The 25,882-nt window shown below is 58.9% G+C and carries 26 protein-coding genes; 10 read left to right on the top strand and 16 right to left on the bottom strand.

Translation table 11 applies throughout. From position 1 onward, the window contains the following. Positions 1-34 precede the first annotated feature (34 nt). Positions 35-2,572: an HWE histidine kinase domain-containing protein gene (locus M2401_RS06160; RefSeq protein ID WP_259100725.1), complete on the bottom strand. Its 2,538-nt coding sequence runs from the start codon at positions 2,570-2,572 to the stop codon at positions 35-37. Between the two features lie 123 nt (positions 2,573-2,695). Then, on the bottom strand, positions 2,696-3,583 hold the full coding sequence (locus tag M2401_RS06165; protein ID WP_259100726.1) for an AraC family transcriptional regulator: 888 nt from the start codon (positions 3,581-3,583) through the stop codon (positions 2,696-2,698). 83 nt (positions 3,584-3,666) lie between these two features. Between M2401_RS06165 and M2401_RS06170 the strand changes: the two genes are divergently transcribed. Next, positions 3,667-4,323 carry a glutathione S-transferase family protein gene (locus M2401_RS06170; protein ID WP_259100727.1) on the top strand — a complete coding sequence of 219 codons (657 nt, stop codon included), beginning with the start codon at positions 3,667-3,669 and terminating at the stop codon, positions 4,321-4,323. Then, positions 4,314-5,219, top strand: coding sequence for a DMT family transporter (locus tag M2401_RS06175; protein WP_259100728.1), 906 nt, complete (start codon positions 4,314-4,316; stop codon positions 5,217-5,219). Before M2401_RS06170 ends, M2401_RS06175 begins: the two co-directional genes overlap by 10 nt. 165 nt (positions 5,220-5,384) lie before the next feature. Here M2401_RS06175 and M2401_RS06180 read toward each other — a convergent pair whose 3' ends face one another. The 4 genes from M2401_RS06180 to M2401_RS06195 all read right to left on the bottom strand — a co-directional run bounded on the left by M2401_RS06180 (position 5,385) and on the right by M2401_RS06195 (position 8,862). Continuing rightward, a complete protein-coding gene (locus tag M2401_RS06180) occupies positions 5,385-5,633 on the bottom strand; it encodes a hypothetical protein (RefSeq protein ID WP_259100729.1) in 249 nt (82 codons plus the stop codon). 455 nt (positions 5,634-6,088) lie between these two features. Continuing rightward, the gene (chrA, locus tag M2401_RS06185; RefSeq protein ID WP_259100730.1) at positions 6,089-7,303 is read right to left on the bottom strand and encodes a chromate efflux transporter; all 1,215 of its coding nucleotides are present in this window, start codon (positions 7,301-7,303) and stop codon (positions 6,089-6,091) included. Between the two features lie 75 nt (positions 7,304-7,378). Next, positions 7,379-7,984 (bottom strand): hypothetical protein, encoded by a 606-nt coding sequence (locus M2401_RS06190; protein ID WP_259100731.1) that lies wholly within the window; start codon positions 7,982-7,984, stop codon positions 7,379-7,381. 119 nt (positions 7,985-8,103) lie between these two features. Then, a complete protein-coding gene (locus tag M2401_RS06195) occupies positions 8,104-8,862 on the bottom strand; it encodes a creatininase family protein (RefSeq protein ID WP_259100732.1) in 759 nt (252 codons plus the stop codon). A 203-nt stretch (positions 8,863-9,065) separates the two neighbouring features. Between M2401_RS06195 and M2401_RS06200 the strand changes: the two genes are divergently transcribed. The 3 genes from M2401_RS06200 (at position 9,066) to M2401_RS06210 (ending at position 10,814) form a co-directional block, all read left to right on the top strand. Further along, positions 9,066-9,389, top strand: a complete 324-nt coding sequence (locus M2401_RS06200; RefSeq protein WP_259100733.1) for a cupin domain-containing protein — start codon at positions 9,066-9,068, stop codon at positions 9,387-9,389. Between the two features lie 101 nt (positions 9,390-9,490). Continuing rightward, positions 9,491-10,096: a TetR/AcrR family transcriptional regulator gene (locus M2401_RS06205; RefSeq protein WP_259100735.1), complete on the top strand. Its 606-nt coding sequence runs from the start codon at positions 9,491-9,493 to the stop codon at positions 10,094-10,096. A 307-nt stretch (positions 10,097-10,403) separates the two neighbouring features. Next, positions 10,404-10,814 (top strand): ester cyclase, encoded by a 411-nt coding sequence (locus M2401_RS06210; RefSeq protein ID WP_259100736.1) that lies wholly within the window; start codon positions 10,404-10,406, stop codon positions 10,812-10,814. Here M2401_RS06210 and M2401_RS06215 read toward each other — a convergent pair. Then, a complete protein-coding gene (locus tag M2401_RS06215; RefSeq protein WP_259100737.1) occupies positions 10,806-11,285 on the bottom strand; it encodes a MarR family winged helix-turn-helix transcriptional regulator in 480 nt (159 codons plus the stop codon). The two genes, M2401_RS06210 and M2401_RS06215, sit on opposite strands and share 9 nt — an antisense overlap. Positions 11,286-11,458: 173 nt before the next feature. Here M2401_RS06215 and M2401_RS06220 point away from each other — a divergent pair, with 173 nt between their 5' ends. Then, complete coding sequence (locus tag M2401_RS06220; protein ID WP_259100738.1) at positions 11,459-12,367, top strand: alpha/beta fold hydrolase; 909 nt, start codon at positions 11,459-11,461, stop codon at positions 12,365-12,367. Here M2401_RS06220 and M2401_RS06225 read toward each other — a convergent pair whose 3' ends face one another. Together M2401_RS06225 and M2401_RS06230 are read right to left on the bottom strand one after the other, a co-directional pair. Then, positions 12,368-12,697 carry a DHCW motif cupin fold protein gene (locus M2401_RS06225; RefSeq protein ID WP_259100739.1) on the bottom strand — a complete coding sequence of 110 codons (330 nt, stop codon included), beginning with the start codon at positions 12,695-12,697 and terminating at the stop codon, positions 12,368-12,370. It abuts the gene before it with no gap. A 351-nt stretch (positions 12,698-13,048) separates the two neighbouring features. After that, positions 13,049-13,954 (bottom strand): DUF6508 domain-containing protein, encoded by a 906-nt coding sequence (locus M2401_RS06230; protein WP_259100740.1) that lies wholly within the window; start codon positions 13,952-13,954, stop codon positions 13,049-13,051. Between the two features lie 100 nt (positions 13,955-14,054). On the opposite strand from M2401_RS06230, the gene M2401_RS06235 reads away from it, so the two are divergent. Further along, positions 14,055-14,852: a phosphodiesterase gene (locus tag M2401_RS06235; protein WP_259100741.1), complete on the top strand. Its 798-nt coding sequence runs from the start codon at positions 14,055-14,057 to the stop codon at positions 14,850-14,852. Between the two features lie 99 nt (positions 14,853-14,951). Continuing rightward, positions 14,952-17,456 carry a DUF4214 domain-containing protein gene (locus tag M2401_RS06240; protein WP_259100742.1) on the top strand — a complete coding sequence of 835 codons (2,505 nt, stop codon included), beginning with the start codon at positions 14,952-14,954 and terminating at the stop codon, positions 17,454-17,456. Positions 17,457-17,502: 46 nt separating this feature from the next. Here the strand turns inward: M2401_RS06240 and M2401_RS06245 are convergent, their stop codons facing one another. From M2401_RS06245 to M2401_RS06255, 3 genes are all read right to left on the bottom strand, one after another. Beyond that, on the bottom strand, positions 17,503-18,432 hold the full coding sequence (locus M2401_RS06245) for an SdiA-regulated domain-containing protein (RefSeq protein ID WP_259100744.1): 930 nt from the start codon (positions 18,430-18,432) through the stop codon (positions 17,503-17,505). A 63-nt stretch (positions 18,433-18,495) separates the two neighbouring features. Beyond that, positions 18,496-19,950, bottom strand: coding sequence for an MFS transporter (locus tag M2401_RS06250; protein WP_259100746.1), 1,455 nt, complete (start codon positions 19,948-19,950; stop codon positions 18,496-18,498). Positions 19,951-20,072: 122 nt separating this feature from the next. Further along, positions 20,073-20,492 (bottom strand): Rid family hydrolase, encoded by a 420-nt coding sequence (locus M2401_RS06255; RefSeq protein WP_259100748.1) that lies wholly within the window; start codon positions 20,490-20,492, stop codon positions 20,073-20,075. Positions 20,493-20,677: 185 nt separating this feature from the next. On the opposite strand from M2401_RS06255, the gene M2401_RS06260 reads away from it, so the two are divergent. Beyond that, entirely contained in the window at positions 20,678-21,625 is a 948-nt protein-coding gene (locus M2401_RS06260; protein ID WP_259100750.1) for a GlxA family transcriptional regulator, read from the top strand. A gap of 33 nt (positions 21,626-21,658) precedes the next feature. On the opposite strand, the gene M2401_RS06265 is transcribed toward M2401_RS06260, so the two are convergent. From M2401_RS06265 to M2401_RS06280, 4 genes are all read right to left on the bottom strand, one after another. Further along, positions 21,659-22,141 (bottom strand): nuclear transport factor 2 family protein, encoded by a 483-nt coding sequence (locus tag M2401_RS06265; RefSeq protein ID WP_259100752.1) that lies wholly within the window; start codon positions 22,139-22,141, stop codon positions 21,659-21,661. Between the two features lie 49 nt (positions 22,142-22,190). After that, a complete protein-coding gene (locus tag M2401_RS06270) occupies positions 22,191-23,042 on the bottom strand; it encodes a DJ-1/PfpI family protein (RefSeq protein ID WP_259100754.1) in 852 nt (283 codons plus the stop codon). Between the two features lie 152 nt (positions 23,043-23,194). Continuing rightward, positions 23,195-23,941: an SDR family oxidoreductase gene (locus M2401_RS06275; protein ID WP_259100756.1), complete on the bottom strand. Its 747-nt coding sequence runs from the start codon at positions 23,939-23,941 to the stop codon at positions 23,195-23,197. 246 nt (positions 23,942-24,187) lie between these two features. After that, positions 24,188-24,988, bottom strand: a complete 801-nt coding sequence (locus M2401_RS06280; RefSeq protein ID WP_259100757.1) for a hypothetical protein — start codon at positions 24,986-24,988, stop codon at positions 24,188-24,190. Between the two features lie 152 nt (positions 24,989-25,140). On the opposite strand from M2401_RS06280, the gene M2401_RS06285 reads away from it, so the two are divergent. Then, positions 25,141-25,767 carry a dimethylsulfoniopropionate lyase gene (locus tag M2401_RS06285; RefSeq protein WP_259100759.1) on the top strand — a complete coding sequence of 209 codons (627 nt, stop codon included), beginning with the start codon at positions 25,141-25,143 and terminating at the stop codon, positions 25,765-25,767. Positions 25,768-25,882: the final 115 nt, after the last annotated feature.

The raw sequence follows: 25,882 nt of genomic DNA on the forward strand, positions 1-25,882 counted from the left end.
GAGGCGGCTTTGCGCGCCAGTCTCAAACCCCGGGTTAAGACAGCAAATTCTGCAAGTGCCTGAGCACCGATGCGGCGTCGTAGGGTTTTTGCAGGACAGGGGCTTGCTTGAAGTGTACCGGGATGCTGATGCTGTCGCCGTATCCGGTCGCGAAGAGAAACGGTATCTGCCGGCGCATTAACTCTTCTGCGACGGTCATTGAGGTCCCTGTCCCCAGATTGACGTCCAACACAGCGACATCCAATTGTTGTGTGGCGATCAGCCTGAGTGCCTCCGTCTCGGAACTGGCGGTAAAGACTTCGTCGATACCTGCGTTGGCCAGCATCTGTTCAAGTCCAACGGCAATGACCAGCTGATCCTCAAGGATGAGGACACGGGTGTTGGCTAAACGCTCGCCGCCTATTTCCTTAGCAGCAACGGTCTCTTCTGCATGGGGGGCCTCAACGACGTCGACTAGCGAAAGGTGTCGGACGGGTATCCTGAAAAAGCCTTTGATGCCCTCCGGCAAGTACTCGATGGCGCTTGTACCGCCAAGGTCAAACGGAATGCTGCGGTCGATGAGGACGCTACCAAAGCCGCGCTTGTGTGGGATGTGCACGATTGGGCCGCCGCTTTCGCGCCAGGCGATGTCGCACGCGCCGCCTGCATCAATCGTCCATTCAACTGAAAGCTTGCCGCTTTCCCGCGACAGGGCGCCGTACTTCGCAGCATTGGTCGACATTTCATGCAGCACCAGCGCCATGACGGAATAAGCCCGGGCATCAAAGACCACATTCGGCCCCCTCAACTGAATGGAGTCAGGCGATGTTCGATAAGGTGAAAGCTCGGCATCAAGCAGCGAAGAAAGACGACCACCGCCATCGCCCCTGACGACTTGGTCATGCGCTATGGACAGTGCCTGGATCCGCCCCGTCAACGTCGCGACATAACCTGTGAGGGTCTGGCTTTCCGCGGTGGGATGCGCCACCAGCGCGCCGATCAAGGCAAGGATATTCTTGACCCGGTGGTTCAACTCTTCATTGAGCATCCGCTGGCGCACGGCAGCCTTTGAGCGCTCGTTGGAAAGCAGCTCACTGTTACGCAACACCACTTCGACGATCGCGGTCCGAATAGCCTCACCAAACTGCCTGTCCTGTTCCGTCCAGGGCAACGATTGCTGATGGACCGTTTCTTTCCACACGGCAAAGCTCTTACGGGGCGTCAAGCGTTCACCGTGAGTGCCGGTGCCGTAGGTCTTGTTCGGATCGCCCGCCCAGTCGAGGGTCTCGACCACCTCTTTGCGAAACAGCATGAGGTAGTCTCTGGGCAGCTGCGACATCGGAATGATCAGAACGCCAGAGACGTCGGCTGCATAGTCTTTGGCCGGAGCATGTGTCATCGAGAGGCCGTTGGAGGCCCACGTCTGGCCTTCAGCAACACCTTCGGCCAACTGCAACAGCGACGGTATCGCTGCCTGGGGCGGCGTCAGCGCCTGGGTGGCCCACCGGCCCTCCAGCAACATGCCGACTCCGTCGCACGGGATCAACTTCTTGAATTCGGACAAGCGTGAGCGCAGCAGCTCCCCGACGTCACCCGCGTGACTGGCGTCGTAAAGGAGTGTGTCGAGAAATCGACGAGCATGGGCTGCAGCTTCCAGCGTCTGCCTGGAGCGTAGCGTTTCGATATGAAGGGAAAGAAACTCGCCGAACATTTCAGCCGCGACACGTTGGCCCATGCTCAGGATGCGCGGTGCGTAGTGATGACAGGCTATCAACCCCCACAACACCCCGTTGATGATGATTGAAATCGACATCGAGGCGCCTACGCCCATGTTGCACAGGTACTCGCAGTGAATCGGCGAAACGCTGCGAAGGTGCGCATAGGACAAATCCAGTGGCTCACCGGATAAGTCCAGCACCGGCGATAGAGGCACTGCCTTGAATTTGGCATCCGAAATGATGCGAATGGGGTTGCGCAGGTAGAGGGCTCGCGCCTGCTGCGGGATATCCGACCCAGGAAAATATTGACCCAGAAAGCTTTCGAGATCGCGCCGCCTGGACTCGGCCACGACTTTACCGGCGCCATCAGCCCCGAGCTGATAGATCATCACCCGGTCGTAGCCGAGCATGGCGCGTGCAAGACGAGCGGTGTCGCGAAACAGTGTCTCGGTCTGGTCGATCTCCCGAATTTGGGAGATAAGGGTGCGGGCCAGTTCAATGGGCTCGGCAATACTCGCGCTTGATGGTTCAAACTCAAGGATCACCACCCCCTTGAAGCTATGGGCGGCCACGTCGAAGGTCTGCCCCGCCGCAAGGCTCAGGCCAAAACTGAGCGCAGTTCGCCCGCCCTCTTTGGTTCGAGCAAGTGAGTTGCGAATGGTATGAGCCGCCTCGGCCCCCAGAATCGTCTCGAGCCGTTGGCCGTTAAGATCGGCTGGCAGACCCAGCATGCCCTGAGCATTTTCAGAATGGCGAATGACAATAGTGGCTGATACATCACAAGCCAGCAGACAACCATGGGGCTGGATGTTGCCTGGAATCTGTATCGCTTCGCGATCACAATTGGTCAGGTCTACGCGGGATTGAGGGTTCATCAGGCTACGCCGGTTATAGAAGAGGCTGCCTGAGGACCGCCTTTAAACCTCAAGCGAATAGGGTGTTTATCAAGCATTCACTCGCGAGTCTACGCTGCGCAGGACCGAGCGTCTGTTTGGCGATCATTCATCACCCCTGACGTGTCGTAAATCCTTGCGCCCCACGAAAAACTCCCCACTATTACGGAAATTGCCAGGGGTTATGCCAACCACTTTCTTGAAAGCCCGCGTCATGTGGCTTTGATCAAAGAAGCCGCAGGCAAAAGCCGCCTCGGCGAGGCTGACACCGGCGCGCAGGAGTTGCTGCACCTGGGCGATGCGCTTTTGGATCTGATAACTGTGGGGGGAGACGCCGACGTGTTTTTTGAACACGCGGATCAGGTACAGCGGCTCCAGGTTGACCAGCTGTGCCAGGGCCTCCAGTGAGATGTCCTGGTCGAACTCTTCTTCCAGCTTGTCCTTGATGCACCTTACCGCCTGCTGTTCTGCGGGCAGGGCCGATGAGGCCGTGGCACCACTGCGCTCGAACACCTGGCACACCAGGTCCAGCAGGATCGATTCGCGCTCGAGGCCGGGCGGCGTCTGTTCGAGCATCTGGTGTTGCTGCAGGAAGGTCTGGGCCAAGACCGGATTTGTATGGATCGCCTGCTGAAAAAGATGCACGTGATCGCTGGCCACACGTCCCTGGAACACCCTGCAATTCACCCAGTCCGGATCGAGGTAGAGCATCCGGTACATCCAGCCATTGTCATGCCCGGGCAGGCCGTCGTGGATCTCCCCAGGCGTGATGGTCACAACACTGCCGACCCCACCCAGGGCATAGCTGCCACGGTAGTAGAGTTTTTCAACACCGCTGCTTATCACGCCCAGCGCATAACGGTCGTGGGAGTGGCGGCCAAAAGACTGCGTGGTGTAGCGTGCGGACAACAGCTCGCAGTTGCCTTCGGGAATACGCCAGAAACGCACGAAATCCTTATCGAGAGCGCCTGTGCGGCCTTTTGTCTTGTCCATGACCTGTCCAGTTTTGTGCAATACGGCTGAAAAATGCGGTCGTAAAGTTAGCACCTATCTCATCACAGGCGCTAGGAACGGATATGGCACTGAAACTGGTTATAGGGGACTTCAACAAGTCTTCCTGGTCGCTGCGCGCGTGGCTGGTCATGGTCACCGCAGATGCAGCATTCGACACGATTCACATCAAACTGGAACAGCCTGATACGCCACGCCAGATCGGCAAATACTCGCCTTCAGGCAAAGTCCCGGTGCTGTTGCTGGACAACCTGGTGATCAACGACAGCCTAGCCATTTGTGAATACATGGCCGAAGCCTGCCCCGATAGCAACTTGTGGCCACAGGATTTACGGCTGAAGGCATTGTCGCGTGCCGCAGCCGCTGAGATGCACTCAGGCTTTACCCATCTGCGCACGCAGATGTCATTCGGCCTGGGCACAGGTGACGATGCCGGCGACTTGAGCGTAGAAACCCAAGGCGAGATAGTGCGGATTTTTTCCATCTGGCAAGACCTGCGAGCGGCGAGCCGGTCCACCACCTTCCTGTGCGGCCCGTTCGGCATCGTCGATGCGATGTTCGCGCCTGTGGTGTTTCGCTTGCGCCGCTACGGGATCAGCGTGCCGCCAACCCTGCAAAGCTATGTGGATCAGGTGGTGGCTTACGGGCCGGTTCAACAATGGCTGGCTAAAGCGGCTGAAGAGGAGGTGGGCGTGCAGGAAAGGGAGGACACATGTCGGTGAAAAACAACCGTGCCATTATCGAGTTGACGGTCGGTGGATTGATGCTCAGCCTCTCGGCGCTGACAGTGGCATTCGCCCATATCGGGGCTGGAGGGGCCGGCTTCTATCGGATGCTGTTCGCTTCAATCCTGTTTTTCCTGTTGCTCAAGGTCCGGCGGATTCCGGTCCTGCTCAAAAGCCATCGCGCGCGACTGTACACCGGCTTGGCCGGGGTATTTTTGGCCATCGATCTGGTCCTGTGGCATCAGAGTATCTATGTGGTGGGGCCGGGTATCGGCTCCATCCTGACCAACTGCCAGGTATTTTTCATGACCGTGCTGGGCATGTGCTTGCTCAAGGAACGCCCTTCGATCTATTTCCTGATATCCATCACCCTCGCCTTCGGTGGGCTGTACTTGCTGGTCGCTCCCGAGATGACCAGCTCAGTGGGTATCAAGGGCATCGTATTTGGCGTGTTGTCGGGCCTGGCCTACGCCATCTGCGTTTACTTTTTGAAAATCAACACGCAATTGCCTGAGGGGGGCGGTGACACGATTGCCCAGATGCTCAACCTGAGCATTTGCGCAGCCCTGGTGTTGCTCGGTTACGCGATGGCCAATGACGAGAGCCTAGCGATCGTCGACACCCAGACGTTGGTGATGCTGGTTATCTACGGGGTGCTGGTGCAGTTTGTTGGATGGCTGCTGGTCAACCGTTCGATCGGTGCGATCAGCCTGGGGCTGGCGGGATTGATCTTGCTGCTGGAGCCGGTGATCACGTATTTCATCGACGTAACCTTTCTCGGCAAGGCCAGCTCGACACTCCAGGCATGCGGAGCGTTACTGACGATCTTTGCGGTCTATATCGGTTCGATCAAGCCACCGGAGAAAGTGCAGGCGTTGTCAGAGGCAGGCTGAGTAAAGGCGCAGAGGTTCTGGCAGCAGCGTCCCCCAGCCGTATAAAGGGTTACCGATGTTTGTGACTGCAATCCTCTGGACTGCGCTTTTCATCATCAACTTCAACGTGGCGATGATGAATACGTTGGGGAAGCCAGGGCGTAGAGCCCTGGCAGGCAGCAGGCGTCACTTTTTCTTTTTCGCAGTCTTTTCTGCCTTGTCTGACTTCTTGGCCTTATCTGGCTTGCTGTCAGCTTTTTTTGCAGATTTCTTTGGCTCAACGTCTTTTTTCTTGTCTTTCTTCTCGGAGGATTTCGAAAGAGCCGAGGCCGCAGCCGCTTTCTTGGCCGGTGATGACTTTTTATCCTTCAATTCCTTGCTGGCTTTCGAAGCGTCGCCTTTGCTTTTCTTGTCGTCTTTAGCCACGTTAACCACCTCTCGGACTATGCCCGTATTTGCACATTGCCTGTGGGAGTATCCCCAAGCTGTTCATTAGGCGAATGCTTTCAAATGCCGTTCAATTTATTTGGTGAGTGGGTGCGGGGCTGGGTGTCTGGGTCCGACAAAAAACCGCGTTAAATCGGTTGATAAGCAGACGCAATTGAATTGTGATCAGACCATCTAAACTTCGCGCTCGATCATGATGGACTCGCCATGTTGATCAATCCCCCTCCTGTCGCCCGGCTATTTCTGCTGAGCCTGTTGGCCTTGCCAGCCCTGTCTCAAGCAGCCAGTTTCAATTGCGCGGCAGCGCGCTCGCCCAGTGAAATCATGATCTGCAAGAATCCGGAGTTATCAGCATTGGATAGCCGTTCCCACACAGTTCCAGCAATTACACAGGTTCTGCATTGTTTGATAAGAGCCAGCGCAAACTGGCCTGAGCACCTGTCTCAACCAACCGCACCAAGCAGCCATCCACACATGCCACCACCGAGCACGACCGCCCAGGGCGGGATCTTCCAGAACATCAAGGCCACCAGGGCGATCAGTGCCAGGCCAAAGTCCAGTGGCCGCATGATGGCGCTCGTCCAGACCGGGTTATACAAGGCCGCCAGAAGCAGTCCGACCACGCCTGCGTTGACACCGGCAAGGGCGGCTTGCATGCGAACGCTATGACGCAGTTGCTCCCAGAATGGCAATACGCCGATCACCAGCAGGAATGACGGCGCGAAAATCGCGACGAGGCAAACCATGGCACCTGCCCAGCCAGATGGCGGCGCGTTCATGGATGCACCGAGAAATGCGGCGAAAGTGAAGAGCGGGCCCGGTACAGCCTGGGCCAGGCCATACCCCGCCAGAAAGGTGTCATTGGCTACCCAGCCGCTGGCAACCGTGGCGGACTGCAGCAACGGCAGCACGACATGGCCGCCACCAAACACCAATGAGCCCACCCGGTAGAAGGCATTCGCAATGGCCAGGGTTCGCGAGGGCCACAGCTGAATCAGCAACGGCAGGCCGATCAACAGCCCGAAGAACAGCGAAAGCGCTATCAGCCCTGCCCTGCGGCTGACTGAAAACGACATCGGCGCTTCAATCCGTGGATGCGCGGGCTTGAACAGCAACAAACCGATGATGGCGGTGCAGACAATCACGCCAATCTGCCCCACCACACCGGGCCACTGGAGTGCGGCACAGGCGCAAAATACGGCGAGCGTTACGCGAGGCACGTCAGTGCAAAGATTACGCGCCATGCCCCATACAGCCTGCGCGACCACAGCGACGGCGACTATCTTGAGGCCGTGCAACAGACCGTTTGGCAAAGCGCCGCCCCAGATCGACAACCCCTGAGCGAACAGAGCGAGGATGACCGCTGAAGGCAAGGTAAACCCTGCCCAGGCGCTGATGGCGCCTGCAAAGCCGGCGCGTGACTGCCCCAGGCCGATGCCGACCTGGCTGCTGGCCGGGCCGGGAAGGAATTGGCAGAGGGCCACCAGATCGGCATAACTGCGTTCGTTGAGCCATTGGCGTCGGGTGACGAACTCTTCACGAAAGTAGCCCAGATGCGCAATCGGTCCGCCGAAAGAGGTCAGCCCCAGGCGCAGGAAGATCAGGAACACCGCCCAGGCGGAATCAGGCGCAGCTGCCTTGATGCTGTTGACTGACACGACACGGGCTCCTCAAGGCGGCTATTTCAGATGTGTGTAATCACCGCTCGCTTATAGAGGATGCAGCCGCGCTGATCACGGTTTTTTCGCCGGATGCGCCGCGACCGTGAAGGTAAACGGCATACGTTTCTCGGAGTTCTCCATCAGGAAATACTGCCCGGCAATGCGGATTTGCCCGCCCTCCTCATGAAAGCCCTTGCTGCCCTTGTCCACCCAGGCCGAATACGCATCGTCTATGCCGGGAATATCCGCGTCCTGACTGCTAATTATTTTCCCGGTGAGCGGGGACAACTCCGTCACGCTCAGTAGCGTCTGCGACAGAGAAGTCGCCTGATTGGTATCGGTCTGGACCAATACGAACAGCGAACCACCCATGGTAAAGCAATGGGTGGCGCGGTTCTGGTACATGTCGGCGTCCGCCAGCGGGATAGCGGTCATCCAGCGCGGCTGGCGGGTCTTGCTGTCCTTGAGGTAGACGTAAGCGCGACCGTCCATGCCTTCCTTGGTGGCGTCCCCGGCAACGCACTCGCCGCCGTCCACCGCAGTGGAGCCGTAGACGTGAAAGGTCTTTGACCATTTGCTCTCGGCAGGCTCGGTTTTCTCGGCGGCGGCGCCATGGGCAAGCATGGGCAGAGCGAGCAGGCTGGCAAACAGCCAGGCGCGGGAACGGTCATTCGTCACGGGTAACTCCTGTTTATCGGGCGCAAGTTTTTTTGTCGGCGTCTTGAATACCCGTCGCTCACAGATTGAGCAACTGATGGCACGGCACAAGACACCGAGGATGAGACCGACTTGGCAGTTCAGGCGTTTCGCTGCGGCGCCACTTCCCGGCTGAACGTATCAACCGCTTGTACCAGACCTTGCGCCGCCAGCTTGACCAGTTCGCCACCTTTTTCCGGGGTGGCCAGGGCCGGGTCGGAGCCCATGCGGCCATCGGGGAAGCGCGCGCGGAAGTCCAGGGCTTCGCGGATGGGGCCGGTGGGGGCGATTTGCGGCTGATAGTCAGCGGTCTTGATCGAGTCCGGGTAGGCCCATTGGGTGATGGCGATTTCCGAAGGCGTGGCATGGCTGCCGTGGCCGACCGGGAATTGCTGGTTGGCCAGGGCGTGCACGCCTTCCAGATCCCACCAGTTGCACAGCTTCAAGGCAAAGCCTGCCGGGCGTCGGGCGAAACTGGCTTCGGCGTACAGTTCGGAGAACGCGGCTTCGATGGTGGCGATATTGCCGCCATGGCCGTTGAGAAACAGGATCTTCTCGAACCCGTGACCGGCCAGGGAGCGGACCCAGTCACCGATGGCGGCGATAAAGGTCGAGGGGCGCAGGGAGATGGTGCCGGGGAAGCCCAGGTGATGCTGCGCCATGCCGATATTGAAGGTGGGGCCAACGAGGATATTGGCGTTGGCCTGAGCCTCGTGGGCGATGATTTCCGGACACATCCAGTCGGTGCCCAACATACCGGTGGGACCGTGCTGCTCGTTGGAACCGATGGGCACGACGATGGTGCGGCTGTGAGTGAGGAATTGTTCGATTTCAATCCAGGTCGATCGATGTAAAAGCATCTACGCCTCTGTGCTGGCAGGAATGGGCGGCGCGCGGAGTTGCGGGCGCCATGGCACAGATATAACAGAGGATGAAGTCGTTGTCGGCAGCGACCTGCAGCAACAGCATCATTAAAAAAAGCAGTTGACAGCTCTCTTGCAAACACACAACCTAACGTTCGTTAGCAGTGCTGACATCCATTAATTATTGCGGGTGACTGATCATGATTCTGGACAGACAAGCAGCACGTACATGGGAAAGTGCCGGTTACGAAGGCATGCAGATTTCGAACGTCTGGAACGTCGGCGGCGAGCACGGTGACGGCAGCTTTTTCCTCAAGTTCGCCAAGGGCACGTGCTTTCCGCTGCACGAACATAATGGCTGGGAGCAGATCCTGATGCTGGAAGGGACGATTCGCTTCGGTGATGTGATCTTGAATGCCGGTGATACGCTGCTGCTCGATACCTCTGACTCCCACGACGCACAGGCCCTGACCGACGCGACGTTTTTCGTTGCCCATCACGGTGGCATCACCCTGGTTGCCTGACGTCTGCGCCCCGGCAGCGAGTGGGCCCGCCCGCTGCCGAGGCGATTTCTTGTACCATGCGCCTCCCCTCTTCCTGCATCGACCAAACCTGGAAAAGCACCATGAAAAAATCCGCGCACATTCCCGGTTCACGCAAGGAAGCCTTGACCCATCTGGCCGTCGATCTGTTGCAGGATCGCGGTTTCAGCGCTCTGGGCCTGCGCGAATTGGCCGAAGCGGCTTGCATCAAGGCGGCCAGCCTGTACAGCCACTTCGAATCGAAAAATGCCCTGACCCTTTATGCCATGCAGCTCTATAACCGGAATAACCGGGAAAACCTCGCCGAAATCGACCAGCACCCCACTGCCGATAGCCGTCTGTATCACTATATGCAGCTGTTCGTGCGCACCCTGCGCGACGGCGGCCGCCTGTGCCTGGGGCTGATGCTGGCCGTTGAACGCAATGCACTGCCCGAAGAGATCATGGAAGAGGTGCGGGTGTTTTCTCGGCAGAACATTCAATGGATTGCCGACACCTGGGATCTGGGCCGCAAAGACGGCAGCGTTGACTCCGTTATGACCGGTGCCGTCGCCGCGCCGATCATCTTTGGCGCAGCGGAAGGGATGATGGCGTTTGCCGTGATTCAGGAAGATCCGGGGGCGGTGTTCAATCAGCATTTGAGTCAGTTGCTGCATGCACTTGGTGTGCAGCGCTGGGCGGCTGAGTGACACTGCGCGATCGCACGGCAAACCCTTGACGAGGACCGGACGCATAACCTGTGGCAGCGGATTCTGTGGCAGCGAATTCATTCGCGAAAGCTGCATCGGCTACACCACCTTCTTCGCGGATGAATCCCACTGTGTTTCGACGATTCGTTGTATTCGGCGATGTTTGATAAGAGTGTGTTAGCTGCGTGAGAGCGCCAGATCGAAGAAAACTGCTCCCCCCCCCCGTCCGATGATTGCCTTAATGAGCGAGTTACATTTATACAGTCCAACTGTATATTTATTGCACCCTCCTCTCAACGGTGCCCCCATGTCCACAACAAACAAAACCATCGTCCAACGCTTCAATCAGGAGGTCATCGCCCAGTGTCGGCGCGAGGCGTTCGAGGCGTTGGTCGACGAGGATTTCGTCAATCACAGCGCGCCCTCGGGTCAGCCTCAAGGTCGTGAAGGTCTCTGGAATACGTTCAAGAATGTGCTGCATGCGGGGCTGACAGATTTGCAGGTCGAGGTGCTGGATCAGGTGGCAGAGGGGGACAAGGTCACGACCCGCAAGCGCATCACCGGCCAGCATACTGGCGAGTTATTGGGGATCGCGGCGACCGGGCGCCAGGTGGTCATCGAGGTGATGGATATCGTGCGCCTTCGCGACGGCCAATACATCGAGCACTGGGGGATCAACTCGCTGGGCAGCGCACTCGCCGCCTTGCGCTCAGCGTGATGGCCCGGCTTCGTCGTCGGCTACCAGTCGCTCGAGGATGTGGACCGCATCGCTCAGGGTCTGCAGCTCTGCCGTGGTGGTCTTTTGCTGCAGCCGGTCGGCCAGCCATTGGCTGCGTTGATTGCGTTGCTGCGCAAGGGTAACGCGGCCGAGGTCGGTCAGACTGATCAGTTGCTTGCGGCCATCGGCAGGGTCAGGTGCGCGCTCGACCAGGCCTTGGGACTCCAGTTGGTCGATGACCAGGCGCATACTCTGATGCTTGACGTGGCGAAAGGCAGCCATCTCGCTGATGCTGGCGGGGCCGTTGCGGTCGATGAAGCCCAGGGTTTCCGACTGAGCTGATGAAGGGGTCTGGGCTTCGCCGCGGACCTTGCGCACCAGAGTGCCAATGATTGAGCGCAGTTGCTCAGCGACCTGTTCGGCCTGGGGTGCCTGGGAAGAGTGCTGAGCGGGTTTTACCGGGATAGACAAGGCTGTTCCTCAAGGCAGATGAAGCGCAAAAAGCGGCATTGGCATGAATATACGCAGGCGCCGCCGAAGCATCCACGCTCAGCCGAAATCAAGTAATGCGCCGTTCATCCGGAATGCGTCTACGCTCCCTCCAGCACCGCCCGCCCCCCACTTGCACGACTGGAGCCACCGTCATGACCCGCTATCTGTTGAGCGCTCTCGCACTAATGGCCCTGAGCGGTCAGGCCCATGCTGACGTAACGCCTTTTCCCGCGGCCTTTCAAACCCGGGACATCGCCGTCGAAGGTGCGACGATGCACGTTCGCGTCGGCGGTAAAGGTCCGGCCGTGGTGTTGTTGCATGGCTTCGGTGATACCGGCGATATGTGGGCGCCGCTGGCGGCCGATCTGGCGCGGGATCATACGGTGGTGGTGCCGGACCTGCGGGGCATGGGCCTGTCGTCGATCCCCCAGGCCGGTTATGACAAGAGGACCCAGGCCGGTGATATACGCGAGGTATTGAACGTACTGAAGATCGAGCACTCGGTGATCATCGGCCATGACATCGGCACCATGGTCGCGTTCGCCTATGCCGCGCGTTATCCGCAACGCACTGATCGCCTGGTGGTGATGGATGCGCCGGTGCCCGGCATCACGCCGTGGAACGACATCGTGCGCTCGCCGATGCTGTGGCACTTCGATTTCGGCGGCCCGGACATGGAGCGCCTGGTGGCCGGGCGTGAGCGCATCTACCTTGACCGCTTCTGGAATGAGTTCGCCGGCACGCCCAGCAAGATCGATGAAGGCACGCGCAAGCACTACGCCAAACTCTACGCCCGCCCCGGCGCCATGCATGCGGCCTTCGCCCAGTTCCGCAGTATTCGCCAGGATGAAATCGACAATAAGCCGGTCATGCAGAAGCACTTGACCATGCCGGTGATGGCGGTGGGCGGCGAGAAGTCCTTCGGCAGCAACGAGGCGATCGTGATGCGCAACGCCGCAGACAATGTGAAGGAAGTGGTGATTCCAGGGGCGGGGCATTGGCTGATGGAAGAAGCGCCGACGCAAACCATTCAGGCGGTGCGCGATTTCATTGCCATGTGACTAATCGACAATAAACAGCTTGGCACCGCTCGCGGTAAACGACCGGTGCCCTTCGGCCTTGTCGCCCACCTGATAGCTCATCCCGGCAGTCAGGACGAATTGTCTGCCGTCTTCAAGCTCGGTATGCAATTCACCTTCCAGACACAGCAGGATATGGCCCTTCCAGCACCAGTGATCGGCCAGGTAGCCGGGGCTGTATTCGACCATGCGCACGCGGATCGAGCCGAACTGGCAGGTACGCCAAAAGGCCGTGCCGGTCTCGCCGGGATGGGGGACGGCCTCGATTGTCGACCAGTCGGTGGTGCCGAAGGGAATGCCAGTGAGTTCCATGCCTGCCTCTCATTGAATAACGATGGAGGGGGACCGTAGCAATCAGGGCGATGTGGGCGGTAGACACAGATACGCTGCTTTCACGGCATACAGCATGAATGCTTGGGTAGGCGCCAAGGTGTTGGCGAGTGTTGGGTGGGAGATCCCGCCCCGTCTACGACGCCGCGCTGTCACGCATAAACACTAACCGGGGCAGGGAGCAATCTTGTGGGAGCGAATTCATTCGCGAAGAGGCCGGTACATTCGACGCATCTTCATCGCCTGGAACACCGCCTTCGCGAATGAATTCGCTCCCACGGTTGGCTCCTGGCCACAATTGGAGTGCGATATCTGCAGGAGCTGCGCGACAGCTCACATCTGCGCGCGCAGCACCGCCAGTCTCTGCAGAATCTGCAGCACACTCCCCTGCTCGATCATCGCCCCCCAATGCCCATCGCAAAAGCGCTCGCCTCTGGTACACCAGGTCAGCATGCTTTGTATTTCAGCAAGATTGGCCTGGGCGATATAGGCCGGACTTTTCAGCATGGTTCCGGCGCCATGCAGGTTGTACTGCACATCTTCCCAACACTCCTTGGCCAGCAGTTTATAGAAGCCGACAACCGCAGCGTCATAGTCCGGCCAATAGGTGCCTTCACGAACTTCATAGGTCTTGATGGCAACGCCATCGGGATATAAACGCGGGATGTAGAGCAGCAATTCGTCGATATCCGCTGCTTGAGGGACGGGCTCGTTTGGCTCTCGAACAAAGCTCGCAAGGCGAGCCAGAAGCGCCTCATCCCGCGCCGGATCTTCAGGCAGGCGGGCAATGACGTAGAGGTCGAATGCCCAGACCCGGGCAGTGGTCGGTGCCATGTCCTTGTAGTAATGAACATGCTCGCGATAAGCGGCAAATTCATTCGATTGCGGGCCATCGGCATATAGCGAAGCGAGCGCCGCGCTCTGGACCAGCCAGTAGATATCCGGGGAGAATTCCTGGGCTTTGCTGCTGCCCAGATCCATGGCCTTGGCCAGCAGGTCCCTGGCCAAGTGCTGCCCGGTCTCTCGTAGCGCTTGATCGACCAAGGGTATGGCAAGCCTCTCTGCCTGGGCGATATACGTCATATAACGATTGCGCAACGGTTCAGCGGACGACCCTAATGGAGGGCATGCCGGTGGAGACATGGCGGACAGCGACGCTGTCGATACGGTGACTCCAAGCTGTACATCAGTGCACCCTGCGGGAGCGAAAAATGCCTTCATCCGGCGCACAAGTTTCATCATCGCAACGTCCCTGAACATAGAGTGGCAAGCCGTGCCAGCGAAAGGCGCCATGACTTGAAAGACCAATAATGCCCCCGAAAACCTTGGAGGACACTAAGTGCTCATCGCCCAATTGTCAGACCTGCATATCAGACCCCGTGGCGTCCTGTATCAGGGCCTGGTGGACTCAAACACCATGTGCGAGCAAGCCATTGAGCATCTTGACGCTCTGCGCCCCTGCCCGGATGTCGTGATCATTACCGGCGATATAGTCGATGAAGGGCTACCGGCCGAGTATGAAATGGCGCAAGCGCTGCTGGCAAAAATCAAGCAACCGTTACTGCTGATTCCCGGCAATCATGACGACCACGCGTTGTTCAGATCTGCTTTCGCCCAAACCCAAAGCGCAGCAGGCGACGGGCCGTTGCACTTCGTTGAGTCAGGCCTCGGACCGGTGCGGATCATTGGCCTGGACATCACCGTGCCCGGCGAGCATCACGGCGACATGAGCGAAGCGGCGCAGCATTGGCTTGAAGCGGCCCTGGCACAGGAACCCGAGCGCCCTACTCTGATCATGCTGCACCAACCGCCGTTCCTCAGCGGCATTCCCTACATCGATACCTACGCCTGCCGCAATGCCCAGCGGCTGGCGCAGGTGGTCGAGCGCTATCCGGCGGTCGAGCGAATCGTGTGCGGGCATATTCACCGTGCCATGCAACTGCGCTTCGGCGGCTCCCTGCTGTGCACCGCCCCCAGTACCACCACCGCCATTGCCCTGAGGCTGCAAGCCGATGCGCTGGAAGCTTCCTTTGTTGAGCCACCCGCCTTGTTGTTGCATCACTGGAAGCCTGACACGGGGTTGATTACCCACTGGGTGCCCATCGGCAATTTCCGTGGGCCATTACCCTTCGCCTGATAGCCGGGTCAGGTCCGGTCGTCCCTTCAACTTGCCAGTTATCCGACATCTTGATAGCGTTTTGCCCTTAACTTTCAGACTCGCTCAGGATACCGAGAGATGGCCGTTGCAGATTACATGGATCAAGTACAAAAGCTCTATATCGCCTATTTCGGCCGCCCTGCCGACCCTACAGGGTTGAACTACTGGGCCAGTCAGGTCAATGCAGCAGGCGGCAACATGGTCGTTGCGATTGCCGGTTTCGCCGCATCGACCGAGTCCACCAACCTCTTTGGTGGCCTGCCCAGTGCGCAGAAAATCAGCGCCATTTATCTGAATCTGTTCAACCGCTTGCCGGAAAGTACTGGCCTGAGCTACTGGATGAATCAGCTCGACAGCGGCGCCATCACCCAGGCCCAGGCGGCATGGGAAATCCTCAATCAGGCTGGTGCCGGTGATGCTACTTCGGTCGCCAACAAGCTGGCCATGGCCAATGTGTTTACCGCACAAGTCGATACCGCAGCAGAAATCGCCGGTTACAGCGGCGCGCAACCAGCCGCCTATGGCCGTGCCTATCTGGCCGGTGTGGATGCGACGCCGGGCTCGGTGAGCAATGCCACCACGGCGCTGAACAACTCCGTGGCCGATGCCACGGGTGTGCGCCCGACGACTCCCACTGCCCCCACGACCCCGTCGGCGCCAACGGGCGATACCGTCTTTACCTTTACCACGGCAACCGACAATTTTACCGGTGGCGCGGGCAACGACACTTTCGTTGGCGTGATCGATACCACGACACCGGCCAACAGCACGCTCGCCGCAGCCGACAAGATCGACGGCGGTGCGGGCACCGATACGCTGTCGATTACCGTCACCGGGACAGGCAACACGGCGCTGCCCGGTCTAACCATCGGCAATGTCGAAAAACTGTCGATACGCGATCAAAACATCAGCGGCAAGCTGTCCACCTACGACGTATCTGGAACGGGCATCACCGATGTAACCAGTAGCGTATCCACAGCCAGCGGCGGTCTGCAATTCGTCAATCTGACCACCGGTGCAACAGTCAGTTTGCTCGGTGACAAATCGACACAAGTGGCCAACGTGCAATTCTCCATGGCCAATGCCAATGACACCGTCAGCCTTGTGCTCGATGGCGGCCTTCAAGACACCGTCTTGATCGGACAAACCACCGTTACCAACGTCAATGGCGCGGCCTCGACGGCCACCATCACCTCCTCGGGTGCGGCCAATACCCTCGGCGTGATCACCCTGGCTGGTAGTGCTACCAACTCCATCACCACGGCCACGATCAATGCAGCCAGCGATCTGACCGCCACACTGGTGTCGAGCGACTATGCCTCCAAGGCAGCACTGACCGTGACAGGTGCGGGCAAGGTCAACCTGGGCAGTACCGTGGGCTTCGATGGCAGCACGATTGATGCCTCGGCCAACAGTGGTGGATTGACTGTCGCTTTGAGCGGGAATATTCAGACGTTCACTGGCGGTAAAGGCAATGACACGGTCGTTGGCACCGTGCCGGTCGCAGATACAGCCGTGATTGATGGTGGCGCTGGCATCGATACGCTGTCGGCCACCTTGATCAACAGCACAAATGGGGCGGCGTTCAAGAGTTTCGAAGTGCTGGACCTGACAGGGCTGAGCACGACCGTTACTCAGGATTTTGCGCAGTTGAGCAATTCCGCGTTTACCGGCGTGATCTTGAACAACACGAAAGTCGCGACTACCACACTGAATAACGTGATCGAAACGGCAGATGGTTTCAGCCTCACCGTGCTTAGTGGTTCGTCCGGTTCTCACACAATACTGAACTTCGACAGTGCCAGCGTTAACGGCAGCAGTGACGTACTGAATCTGATCTACAACGGCAGTGGGTCGAATCAGCTCGGTGCACTGACCGTACAGGGTATCGAAACCCTAAAGATCGCCTCGGGCGGCCAGGCTGGGAGTTTCAATGGCTTGAATCTGACGGATGATTCCGCCAAAACGATCGAAATTACCGGCGATCAAATTTACTCCCTGACGGTACAGGCCCAGGGCAGTATCAGTGCTGGCGCCGCCTCGCAACTGACCAAGGTCGATGCCTCCCAGGCTACGGGCCAGCTAACGATCAAAGTAATAGCGGCAACCGCTACAGGTGGCCAGTCGGCAATGACGCTGCTCGGCGGTTCGGGGGATGACACTTTCATCCTGGAGACCTCCACGGTCGCCAATTCCAGCGGCGCCACTGTCACTACCAATGGGGGGGCTGATACCGTAAACGTCTCGATTGCGGCCTTGAAAAACATTTCGACTTCTCAGACGCTGCAATACACCACCATCACGGACTTTTCCGCGACCGACAAGATTGACTTCGGGACCAGCGGGATTACTTTTCAGAGTACTAAAGTCGATGTAACGGGCGCTGGTGATTTGCTCGCAGCCCTGACTACGGCGGCTTCCAGCCCGGCCAAACAAGCAAGCTGGTTCCAGTTCGACACCGACACTTATATCGTGCTCAACAAGACAACCACGGCCTTGAGTACCGACGATATCGTGGTCAAGCTGTCTGGCACTGTCGATCTGTCGACGATGCATACCAGTGGCACTGCGCTGAGCTTTTAAACCCCGCGTGGTTAACTCTTGCGCGCCCAACCGGGCGCGTAAGACTTCAGTTCCGCGAGCCCTGCCCAACCTCCCCCGCCTTCCTGAACACATAAAAAAGATTCGGCTCACTCACCAGATACACAGTGCCATCGTCATCCAGCGCCACACCCTCGGCCTGGGGGACGGTCTGGCTCAGGCCGTGAAAGCCACTGCGCAGCACCAATGTGCCGACCGGCTTGTGATCGGCGCCCAACTCCACCAGCAGGCGCGACTGATCCGACAGGGCCAGCAGGTGATTATTACGTTGATCAAAATCCAGGCTCGACAGGTCGGTCATGAACAGGTCCGCGTCACGGCCAGGGTTCTGCACGATATGAATCTCGGGCGGCGCATCCCCTGTGGCGGGAAAACCGCTGATTTCATAGATCGACATCGGCGACTGTTCATTGGCAACGTACAGACGATTGCGCGCACGATCAAAGGCCAGACCCTCGAAGCCACGGTTTCTGCGACCACCCAGGTCCAGCACCATCTGCCCCGCCGTTGCGCCATCCAGCGATGTCGTACGGTCGTCGATCTGCACTGACATCAAACGCTGATGGCGCTCATCGCTGATCACGAAGGTGCCGGGCCGAATATATTCCACACCTTCAGGGTCGCCAAAGCCGACCAGGGCGATGCGCCGCAGAATCGTGCCGTCCAGTGACAGCTCGACCAGTTCGGAATGCTTGTTGGTTACGGTAAACAGAGTCTGGCGTTGCGGGTCGAAGGTAAGCGCCGACACGTCCGCCAGCCCTTCGATAGGCTTGCCCTGAATGACCGCACGATAGTCGGCCAGCCCCAGGGAATGTTCAGGCCCGCCGGTAAACGTCTGGTTCAGGTAGAACCAGGCCAGCTCGAAGAAACGCTGGGACTGGCCGATGAACGCCAATGTAATAACGAGTGCCGTGAATAACCCGATCAACAGGTAACGACCTTGGGACTTGAGGCGCATGAGGGTGGCTCGCGGGGATATCGAGCCAGTGTACAAGACCGTCGGTCGGCGACCTAGGCTGTGTCACGCCTGTGACAACGGCCGCGCCACCTGCTCCAGTGACTGGCGCTCCGCCGCCACGCCCCAGATCGCCTGCACCACCGCCGCCGACATCATCAGAAATGCGCCGATCAGATAGCCGACAAACAGGCTGCTGCGCTGCTGGCTCTGAATCAGTTCGCCAAACAACAGCGGCCCGATGATGCCGCCCAGGCCAGTGCCGAAGGCGTAGAACACAGCAATCGCCAGAGCGCGGATTTCCAGGGGGAAGGTCTCGGCCACGGTCAGATAGGCCGAGCTGGCGGCGGCCGATGCGAAGAAAAAAATCACCATCCAGGCGATGGCTTGTTGCGTCACGTCAAACCAGCCCTGCTCGAAGCAATAGCCGCTGATGCTCAGCAGCACGGCGGAGATCGCGTAGGTCAGGCTGATCATGATCCGCCGCCCGATCACGTCGAACAGGCGGCCGAGCAGCAACGGCCCGCAGAAGTTACCCAATGCCAACGGCAACACGTACCAACCGACATGCTCGGCGGGCACCTGGTAGAAGTCGGTAAGGACCAGGGCGTAGGTGAAAAAGATGGCGTTATAGAAAAATGCCTGGGCGGTGAGCAACGTCATGCCGACCAACGCGCGGCGTCGGAAACTGACGAACAGGGTGTGAAAGACCTCGCTCAGTGGCGTATGACTGCGCGCATGCAGACGCAGGGGCTCGCCAGTCACCGCAGGAAGATCATGGCCCTGTTCGCGCAAACGTGTCTCGATGTCTTCGACAATACGCCGCGCCTCGTCGGGTTGGCCGTGGATCAGCAGCCAGCGCGGGCTCTCCGGCAGCCACAGACGCATGATCAGGATCAACAGGCCAAGCGCCGCACCGATACCGAAACACAGGCGCCAGCCCAGGTCGCCGCCTACCACCTGCGGGTCGAGCAGGACAATCGCCCCGCCCGCACCCAGGGCGGCGCCCAGCCAGAAGGTGCCGTTAATGGTCAGGTCGACCCAGCCGCGAAAACGCGCCGGGGTAAATTCCTGGATGGTCGAATTGATTGCCGTGTACTCACCACCGATGCCCATGCCGGTGAGGAAACGAAACAACAGAAAGCTTTCCAGATTGAAGGAAAACGCCGTGGCCGCCGTAGCACCAACGTAGAGCCAGAGGGTGATGAAGAACAACTTGCGCCGCCCGAGGCGGTCGGTCAGCCAGCCGAAAAACAAGGCGCCGAGCACCGCGCCGGCGATATACACGCCACCGGCAAGCCCGATATCGAAGTTGCTCATGTGCAGGCCGGGGCTGCTCTTAAGCGCCCCGGACACGGAACCTGCCAACGTTACCTCAAGACCATCGAGCAGCCAGGTAATGCCGAGGGCAAACACCAGCAAGCTATGAAACCGCCCCCAGGGCAGGCGGTCCAGGCGTGCCGGAAGATCGGTTTCGTACAACGTGCCGCGTTGCTGGCCGATATCTGTTTGCGCTTCCATCGTCGCCACTCGCACTGTGCAGTGAAGTTGAGAGTGGGCGGTTAATGAAGGAGTTCAGGGGGATTGCCACAAACGTGCCGCTCGGCTGCACAAGCTCCTGCCCTGCCAAACCAGATCTCTGATTATTTGCCTTCGGGGAAAACCGCGACGCTGCGGATTTCAATTTTCAGTTCAGGCAAGGCCAGCGCCTCGACGCCAATGATCGACCAGGCCGGAAACGGCTTTTCGGTGTAGCGGGCTTTTACCGGCAGGAACTCGTTCACCGTGTCTTTCAGGTTGACGTGATAACTCACCACTTCGACCAGATCGGCCATGGTCAGCCCCTGCAAGCGCAGCACTTCTTTGGTCCGTTCGAGAGCCACTTCGGTCTGCTCGGCAGCGCTTTCGGGAATCGAGCCATCGGCGCGAAAACCGACTTCGCCGGCAATAAAAAGCAGGTTGCCAGCGCGCACGGCCGGCGAGTAGCCATAACTTTCATAGCCGCCATGGGTCGCGGCAAACATCGGGTGATCCGCAGGGATCTCAAGCACTTTCTTGGTCATGTCAGCTGCCCTTGTTATGTTGTGTACATCGAACGGGTAGCAACTGTAAGTTTGATTCGCACAGGCACAAACGACGTTTTTCCCTCATTTCCGGACAAACACCGGACCGCCAATCACTGCACCAAAAAGAATGATTTACCATGACTCATCCGAGGGTTTTCCCCGGGGCCTAGAGTTACTTCATCATGCATCGAGTTGGATTCTTTGTTTGCCGTGGCCATGACGCGCTGGATCTTGGCGGGCCACTTTCGACGTTCAATCTGGTATCCACAGCTGTTGCTCACTCCCCCTATGAACTGCATGTCATCTCCGGAGCCGGAGGGCCGGTTCCCGGCAATAGCGGTTTGCTGATCGAGACCTCGGCGGCAGGCATGAGCACTTTTGACACCCTGGTGTTCATCGGCGGGGATATCGCACCGATGTCGGCACCGCACAACATCGCCGCAGCCAGCGAGCTGGCGAACCGGGCGTCGCGGGTGGGCAGCGTATGTACAGGGGCTTTCCTGCTGGCAGAAACCGGTTTGCTGAACGGTCGCAGAGCAACAACGCACTGGCGCTACGCGACTCAATTACAGACGCGCTTCCCGTTGACCAGAGTCGAAAGTGACAGTATCTACACCGAAGACGGGGCTATCTGGACCTCGGCGGGCATTGCTTCCGGAATTGACTTGGCCTTGGCCATGATTGAACGGGATATGGGGGCAGATATTGCCCGCGCGGTCTCCAGGCTGTTGGTCGTTCCCTATCGCCGGCCTGGGGGGCAATCGCAATTCTCGGCCATGTCGCAAATGGAACCGGAATCGGACCGCATCCGCATTGCCCTGAACTTTGCCAGGGAGCATCTGGCCGAAGCGCTACCGGTGGAGCGACTCGCCGACGCGGCGCGCTTGAGCCCCCGTCAATTCGGCCGGGCATTTCGCCGGGAAACCGGGGAAACCCCGGCCAAGGCGGTCGAACGCTTGCGAGTGGAAGCCGCGCGCCTGCGCCTGAAGGATGGCAGTGAGCCGATCGAGCAGATTGCCCTGGCGGTAGGTTTCACCGATCCGGAGCGAATGCGCCGGGCCTTCATCAAACTGCATGGGCATCCGCCGCAATCGATCCGGCGCGAGAGCCGATTGAGTGATGAGCGCTGATCCATCAGCGCTCATGGCATCAGCCCTTGTGGATCAGCGACCAGTCTGCTGCTGCAGGCTGTTGTCGTTCCACATATCACGATGAAGTTTCCAGGCGCCATCCCGTTTGACGAAGATGAGAATCTGCTTGGCGCGCACTTTCAACTGGCCATCGCGGCTGCGGATTGAGGCGTTCGACACTTCTGTTACGACCTCATCACTACCGTAGAACTCGAAGTCACTGAAAGACACCGTATCCGGCGTTTTCCCCGCGTAACCCTGGGCGAAGTAGCTGACGATTGCCGCCGGGCCTATGACCCGCTCCCCTCCCGGTTGCAAGAGGGCGCCGTCGGCGGTGTAGAGGCGACCGATGGCCTGGTAATCGCCTTGCTTGAAGGCCTCGGCCCAACGGGCGTTTTCCGACTTGATCGCAGCTTCGGTGGATGGCTGCGGACCTCCTGCCCAAGCACTGAAAGAGGTTACGGCAAGCGCGGCAATGGCAGGTATTAATATCAGTTTGGCAAAGGTGGAGCGCATAGGGAGTGTCCAGTCTGGTTGTTTAGATTGCGGATGACCGCACGCGGTGTCAGCGAACGCCGGGGATACGTGCAAGCCCCTTGGACGCGCCCGGCAGTTCCTTGTCGACCATGGCGATGACCGCTGGCCGGGCCTCGCGCGGATGACCGGAATGGAATGGCGGCGCGGGGTCGTATTCGATGGCGAGCTGGGTGAATTCGGCGGCTTGTTGACCGCGTAACTTGGCGGCAACACGCAAGGCAAAATCGATGCCCGCCGTCACCCCGCCGCCGCTCATGAAGCGGCCGTTGTCGTCTTCGACGAAGCGATCCGCCACCGGGATGGCGCCGTATTCGGCCAGTTTGTTGATGAAGGCCCAATGGCAGGCGCTACGTTTGCCGTTGAGAATGCCGGTGGCAGCGAGCACCAGTGAGCCGTTGCATACCGAAGTAATGTGCCTTTCGCTCTCAGCCAGACGGCGAATCTGCGCCTGGTACTCCGGCCCCATCGGCGCCGACAGATCAGAGCCACCGGGGACCAACAGCACGTCGGTCCGCTCAATATCGGCCAGGCGCTCGGTGCTGCCATACACGACGCCGAACTCCAGGGTCACGTTGCCGCCCTTGAGGCTGGCATAGCGAACGTTGGTATTGGGCAGGCGGTGAAAAATCTCGCTGGGACCGGCGAAATCCAGCAGCGTGCCGCCGTCGTAATTGACGATCAGGATATTCAGCGGATCACTGGGAGCCAGCTCCGCTGCCCGGCCTGCGGTCTGGGCCAGAACCGAGCTGGCCTGGCCCAGCAAACCGCTGCCGACCAGTACCGCACCGACGGTGGCGACACTGCCGAACTTGAGAATACTACGGCGGGAATGGCCGGCCTTGGCGAGCGACTCGCCGCTGTTATCGTTATTGTCGGTCAAGATAACTTCTCCTTGCTCTTCGCCCGCCCTGGAAATACCGCCGGGTCAGGCACGATTGAACAACCACCACAACTAAAAGCGTGGCGGGGCGTGATCAATATCTGCATTAAGTTGCGATGACGCGTCCGGCTCTGGAATCAGAAGCCGAGGACTTAAAGTTGCGAGGCGCCGCCGTCGACAACCAGTTCGCTGCCGACTACATAAGAGGACTCGTCACTGGCCAGATACAGCGCCGCATAGGCAATGTCCTCGGCCTTGCCCATGTGCCCCACGGGGACGAATCTGGCGAACTCGCTCTTGAACTGCTGAAGATCGGCGTCCGGCATGCCCCATTTGCCGAGCAGCGGCGTGTCGATGCCGCCGGGCGCAATGGCGTTGAAGCGGATCCTGCGGTGGAGGAACTCGAACGACCAGCTGCGTGCCAGGGAGCGCACGGCGGCCTTTGCCGCAGCGGTCAGGGAAATGTTGTGCTTGCCGGTCTGGGCGACAAAGGAGGTATTCAGAATGAACGAGGCGCCATCGCGCAAATCCGCCAGTACCGCCTGAAGGGTGAACACCACGCCTTTGACGTTGATGTCCATGATCTCGTTATAAAGCGCCTCGTCGATATCACCGACCGCCGATGGAAAAGCCCGGCCAGCGTTGGCAAAGACGATATCCAGGCCACCGAACCTGTCCTTCACCTGAGCAGCAATCGCCTGCATGTCCTCGATGGAACGCACGTCGCCCTTGAGCACCAGTGCGTTCTCGCCAAGCTCGGCTTGCACCTGCTCGAATAGCGACTCATCACGACCAGTAACCGCTACTCGGGCACCTTCGGCAATGAAGAGTCTTGCGGTCGCCAGACCAATACCACTGGTGCCGCCGGTGATCAGCGCAGCCTTATTCTTGAGTCTCATCCTGTGTTCCTTTTTCTGCTTGATTTGCGCAGATTATGGAACTCGAGGCAGATGGCTCAAAGGACGTATAACCCTCAAAATACGTCACGCCATCGCGAGATAATATGCAGACCCATGGGGGACCGGCTTTAGCCGGGAAGACATTTGATGGGCAACAGAAATGCATTGATCCTGCCTTAGTTTTCCCGGCTTAAGCCGCTCCCACATGCGGTGCGAGCGCACGATGTCAGGACAGCTTTGAATGACTCAATACTTGTAGACAATCCCCAACTTGCCCATGAGTTCCAGCGCATTGACCAGCCCCAGGCCATTCATGGGCAGGCAGGTAAAGGTCTGGTATTCATCGAAATGCGCGCCCAACGCCAACAGCTTCAAATCATGGGCCTCCAGTTGCGCGTTGAAGTAGCGCAGCAGTGCCCGCTCCCAATCGCTGGCGCGGTTGACGGCGGCGATGGTCTTATCGTCAGGTGCAGGGATTTCGATTCCCGACTTGCGCAGCGGTGCCAGGGCATTGACGGCCTCGACGCCACAGGAAGGCCACTCCTTCCATTCGAACTGCGCCAACTGCTGGGTCCCGGCCAATGCTGCCGCGACCTGGGTCCAGACCCAATCCCTCTGCCCGGTTGCCGCCGGGATATTCTGAATCAGGATCTGCGCCTGCGCTTCGTCGAACAGGCCATAAAACAGCTCGCTCAGGGTCTCGGCCAGATCGGGCTGCGGCCCCTGCTCTTGGGTGTCCAGGTCCTTGGACAGGCGCTGCCAAAGCCCCTCCAGCTCCGCCCAGTCCTCGTCATCCATTTCGTCATCGATCATCTGCGCCTTGTGGCCGCGGTTATAGTTATCCAGCCGCGTCTTGCGCACCCGAATTCCACCCTCGGCGATATCGACCGCGTAGGTACAGTTGTCCATATAGTTGGTCTGGAACACGATGCGCTCGCAAAACAGGTCATGCACGATGCTTTCTTCTTCATCGAAATACGCCGCGCCCTCGGGCTTGCCGTGGGCGTTGATGATGCGTTGAAACGACAACAGATCGATTGGGTTCATATGAACGGCATCATGACGATGAGAACACGCCTCTTACAGTAGCATCAGCCTTCGCTTTGACTCATATTCAGGCGTCTGCTCGAGTTCACAAATCCACACTCTCATTCCACGTTAATCTGCCGCACTGGCCAGTGCTTTACTGGAGCTACTGCATGACTCAAGCAATCGATGATGAGCCTCTTCTGAGCAGTGCTTATGGCTTGCTCGCAGCACTTGGCTCGCAACTGTCACAGCATGGGCAGGCCAGTGGCATCGCGGCGCAAGACCTCGGCTTATGCCAACGGGCGCTGTCTGAGGCGGTCCTTTCGATAGCCAGCGAAGCAGCACCTGGGGAGTCATTGCCGATGGACTTTCACGGTGATCTGGCTTCGGCGATCGATACCCTGGCTACCCACAGCCCGCAGAGTTCGACATTGATCGAGCACTTCCTGGCGCTACTGCCTGCCCTGCGCTGGCGTTCGCGGCAGGCCCAGCGCGATCAGGACAACCACTTCGTATCCCGGCACCGCAATAGCTGGCTGGTCGGTCCCGGCGCGCCCATCGACTGCACAACCATGGCCCTGGGACTTTCGCTGCTGCAACCCCATGTGGCCTATCCCTTTCATCAACATCCGCCGACCGAGTTCTATCTGGTGCTGTCCCCCGGAGAATGGTTTCGGGAGGACGCAGGATGGTGGACGCCGGGTATCAATGGCGTGGTATTCAACCCGGCAAACTGTCGGCATGCCATGAAGTCACTGGACAGGCCGCTTTGGGCGTTGTGGGGGTTGATCGGATAACCCCTGTAGGAGCTGCCGAAGGCTGCGAAAGCGATATATCTGCCAGCACCGGTTCGCCGCCTTTGGCTGCTCCTACAAAAAAGCTCATTGCAATTCATATAGTTGCGATTTTTTG

This window comes from Pseudomonas sp. JUb42, from assembly GCF_024807945.1.
Lineage (GTDB): Bacteria > Pseudomonadota > Gammaproteobacteria > Pseudomonadales > Pseudomonadaceae > Aquipseudomonas.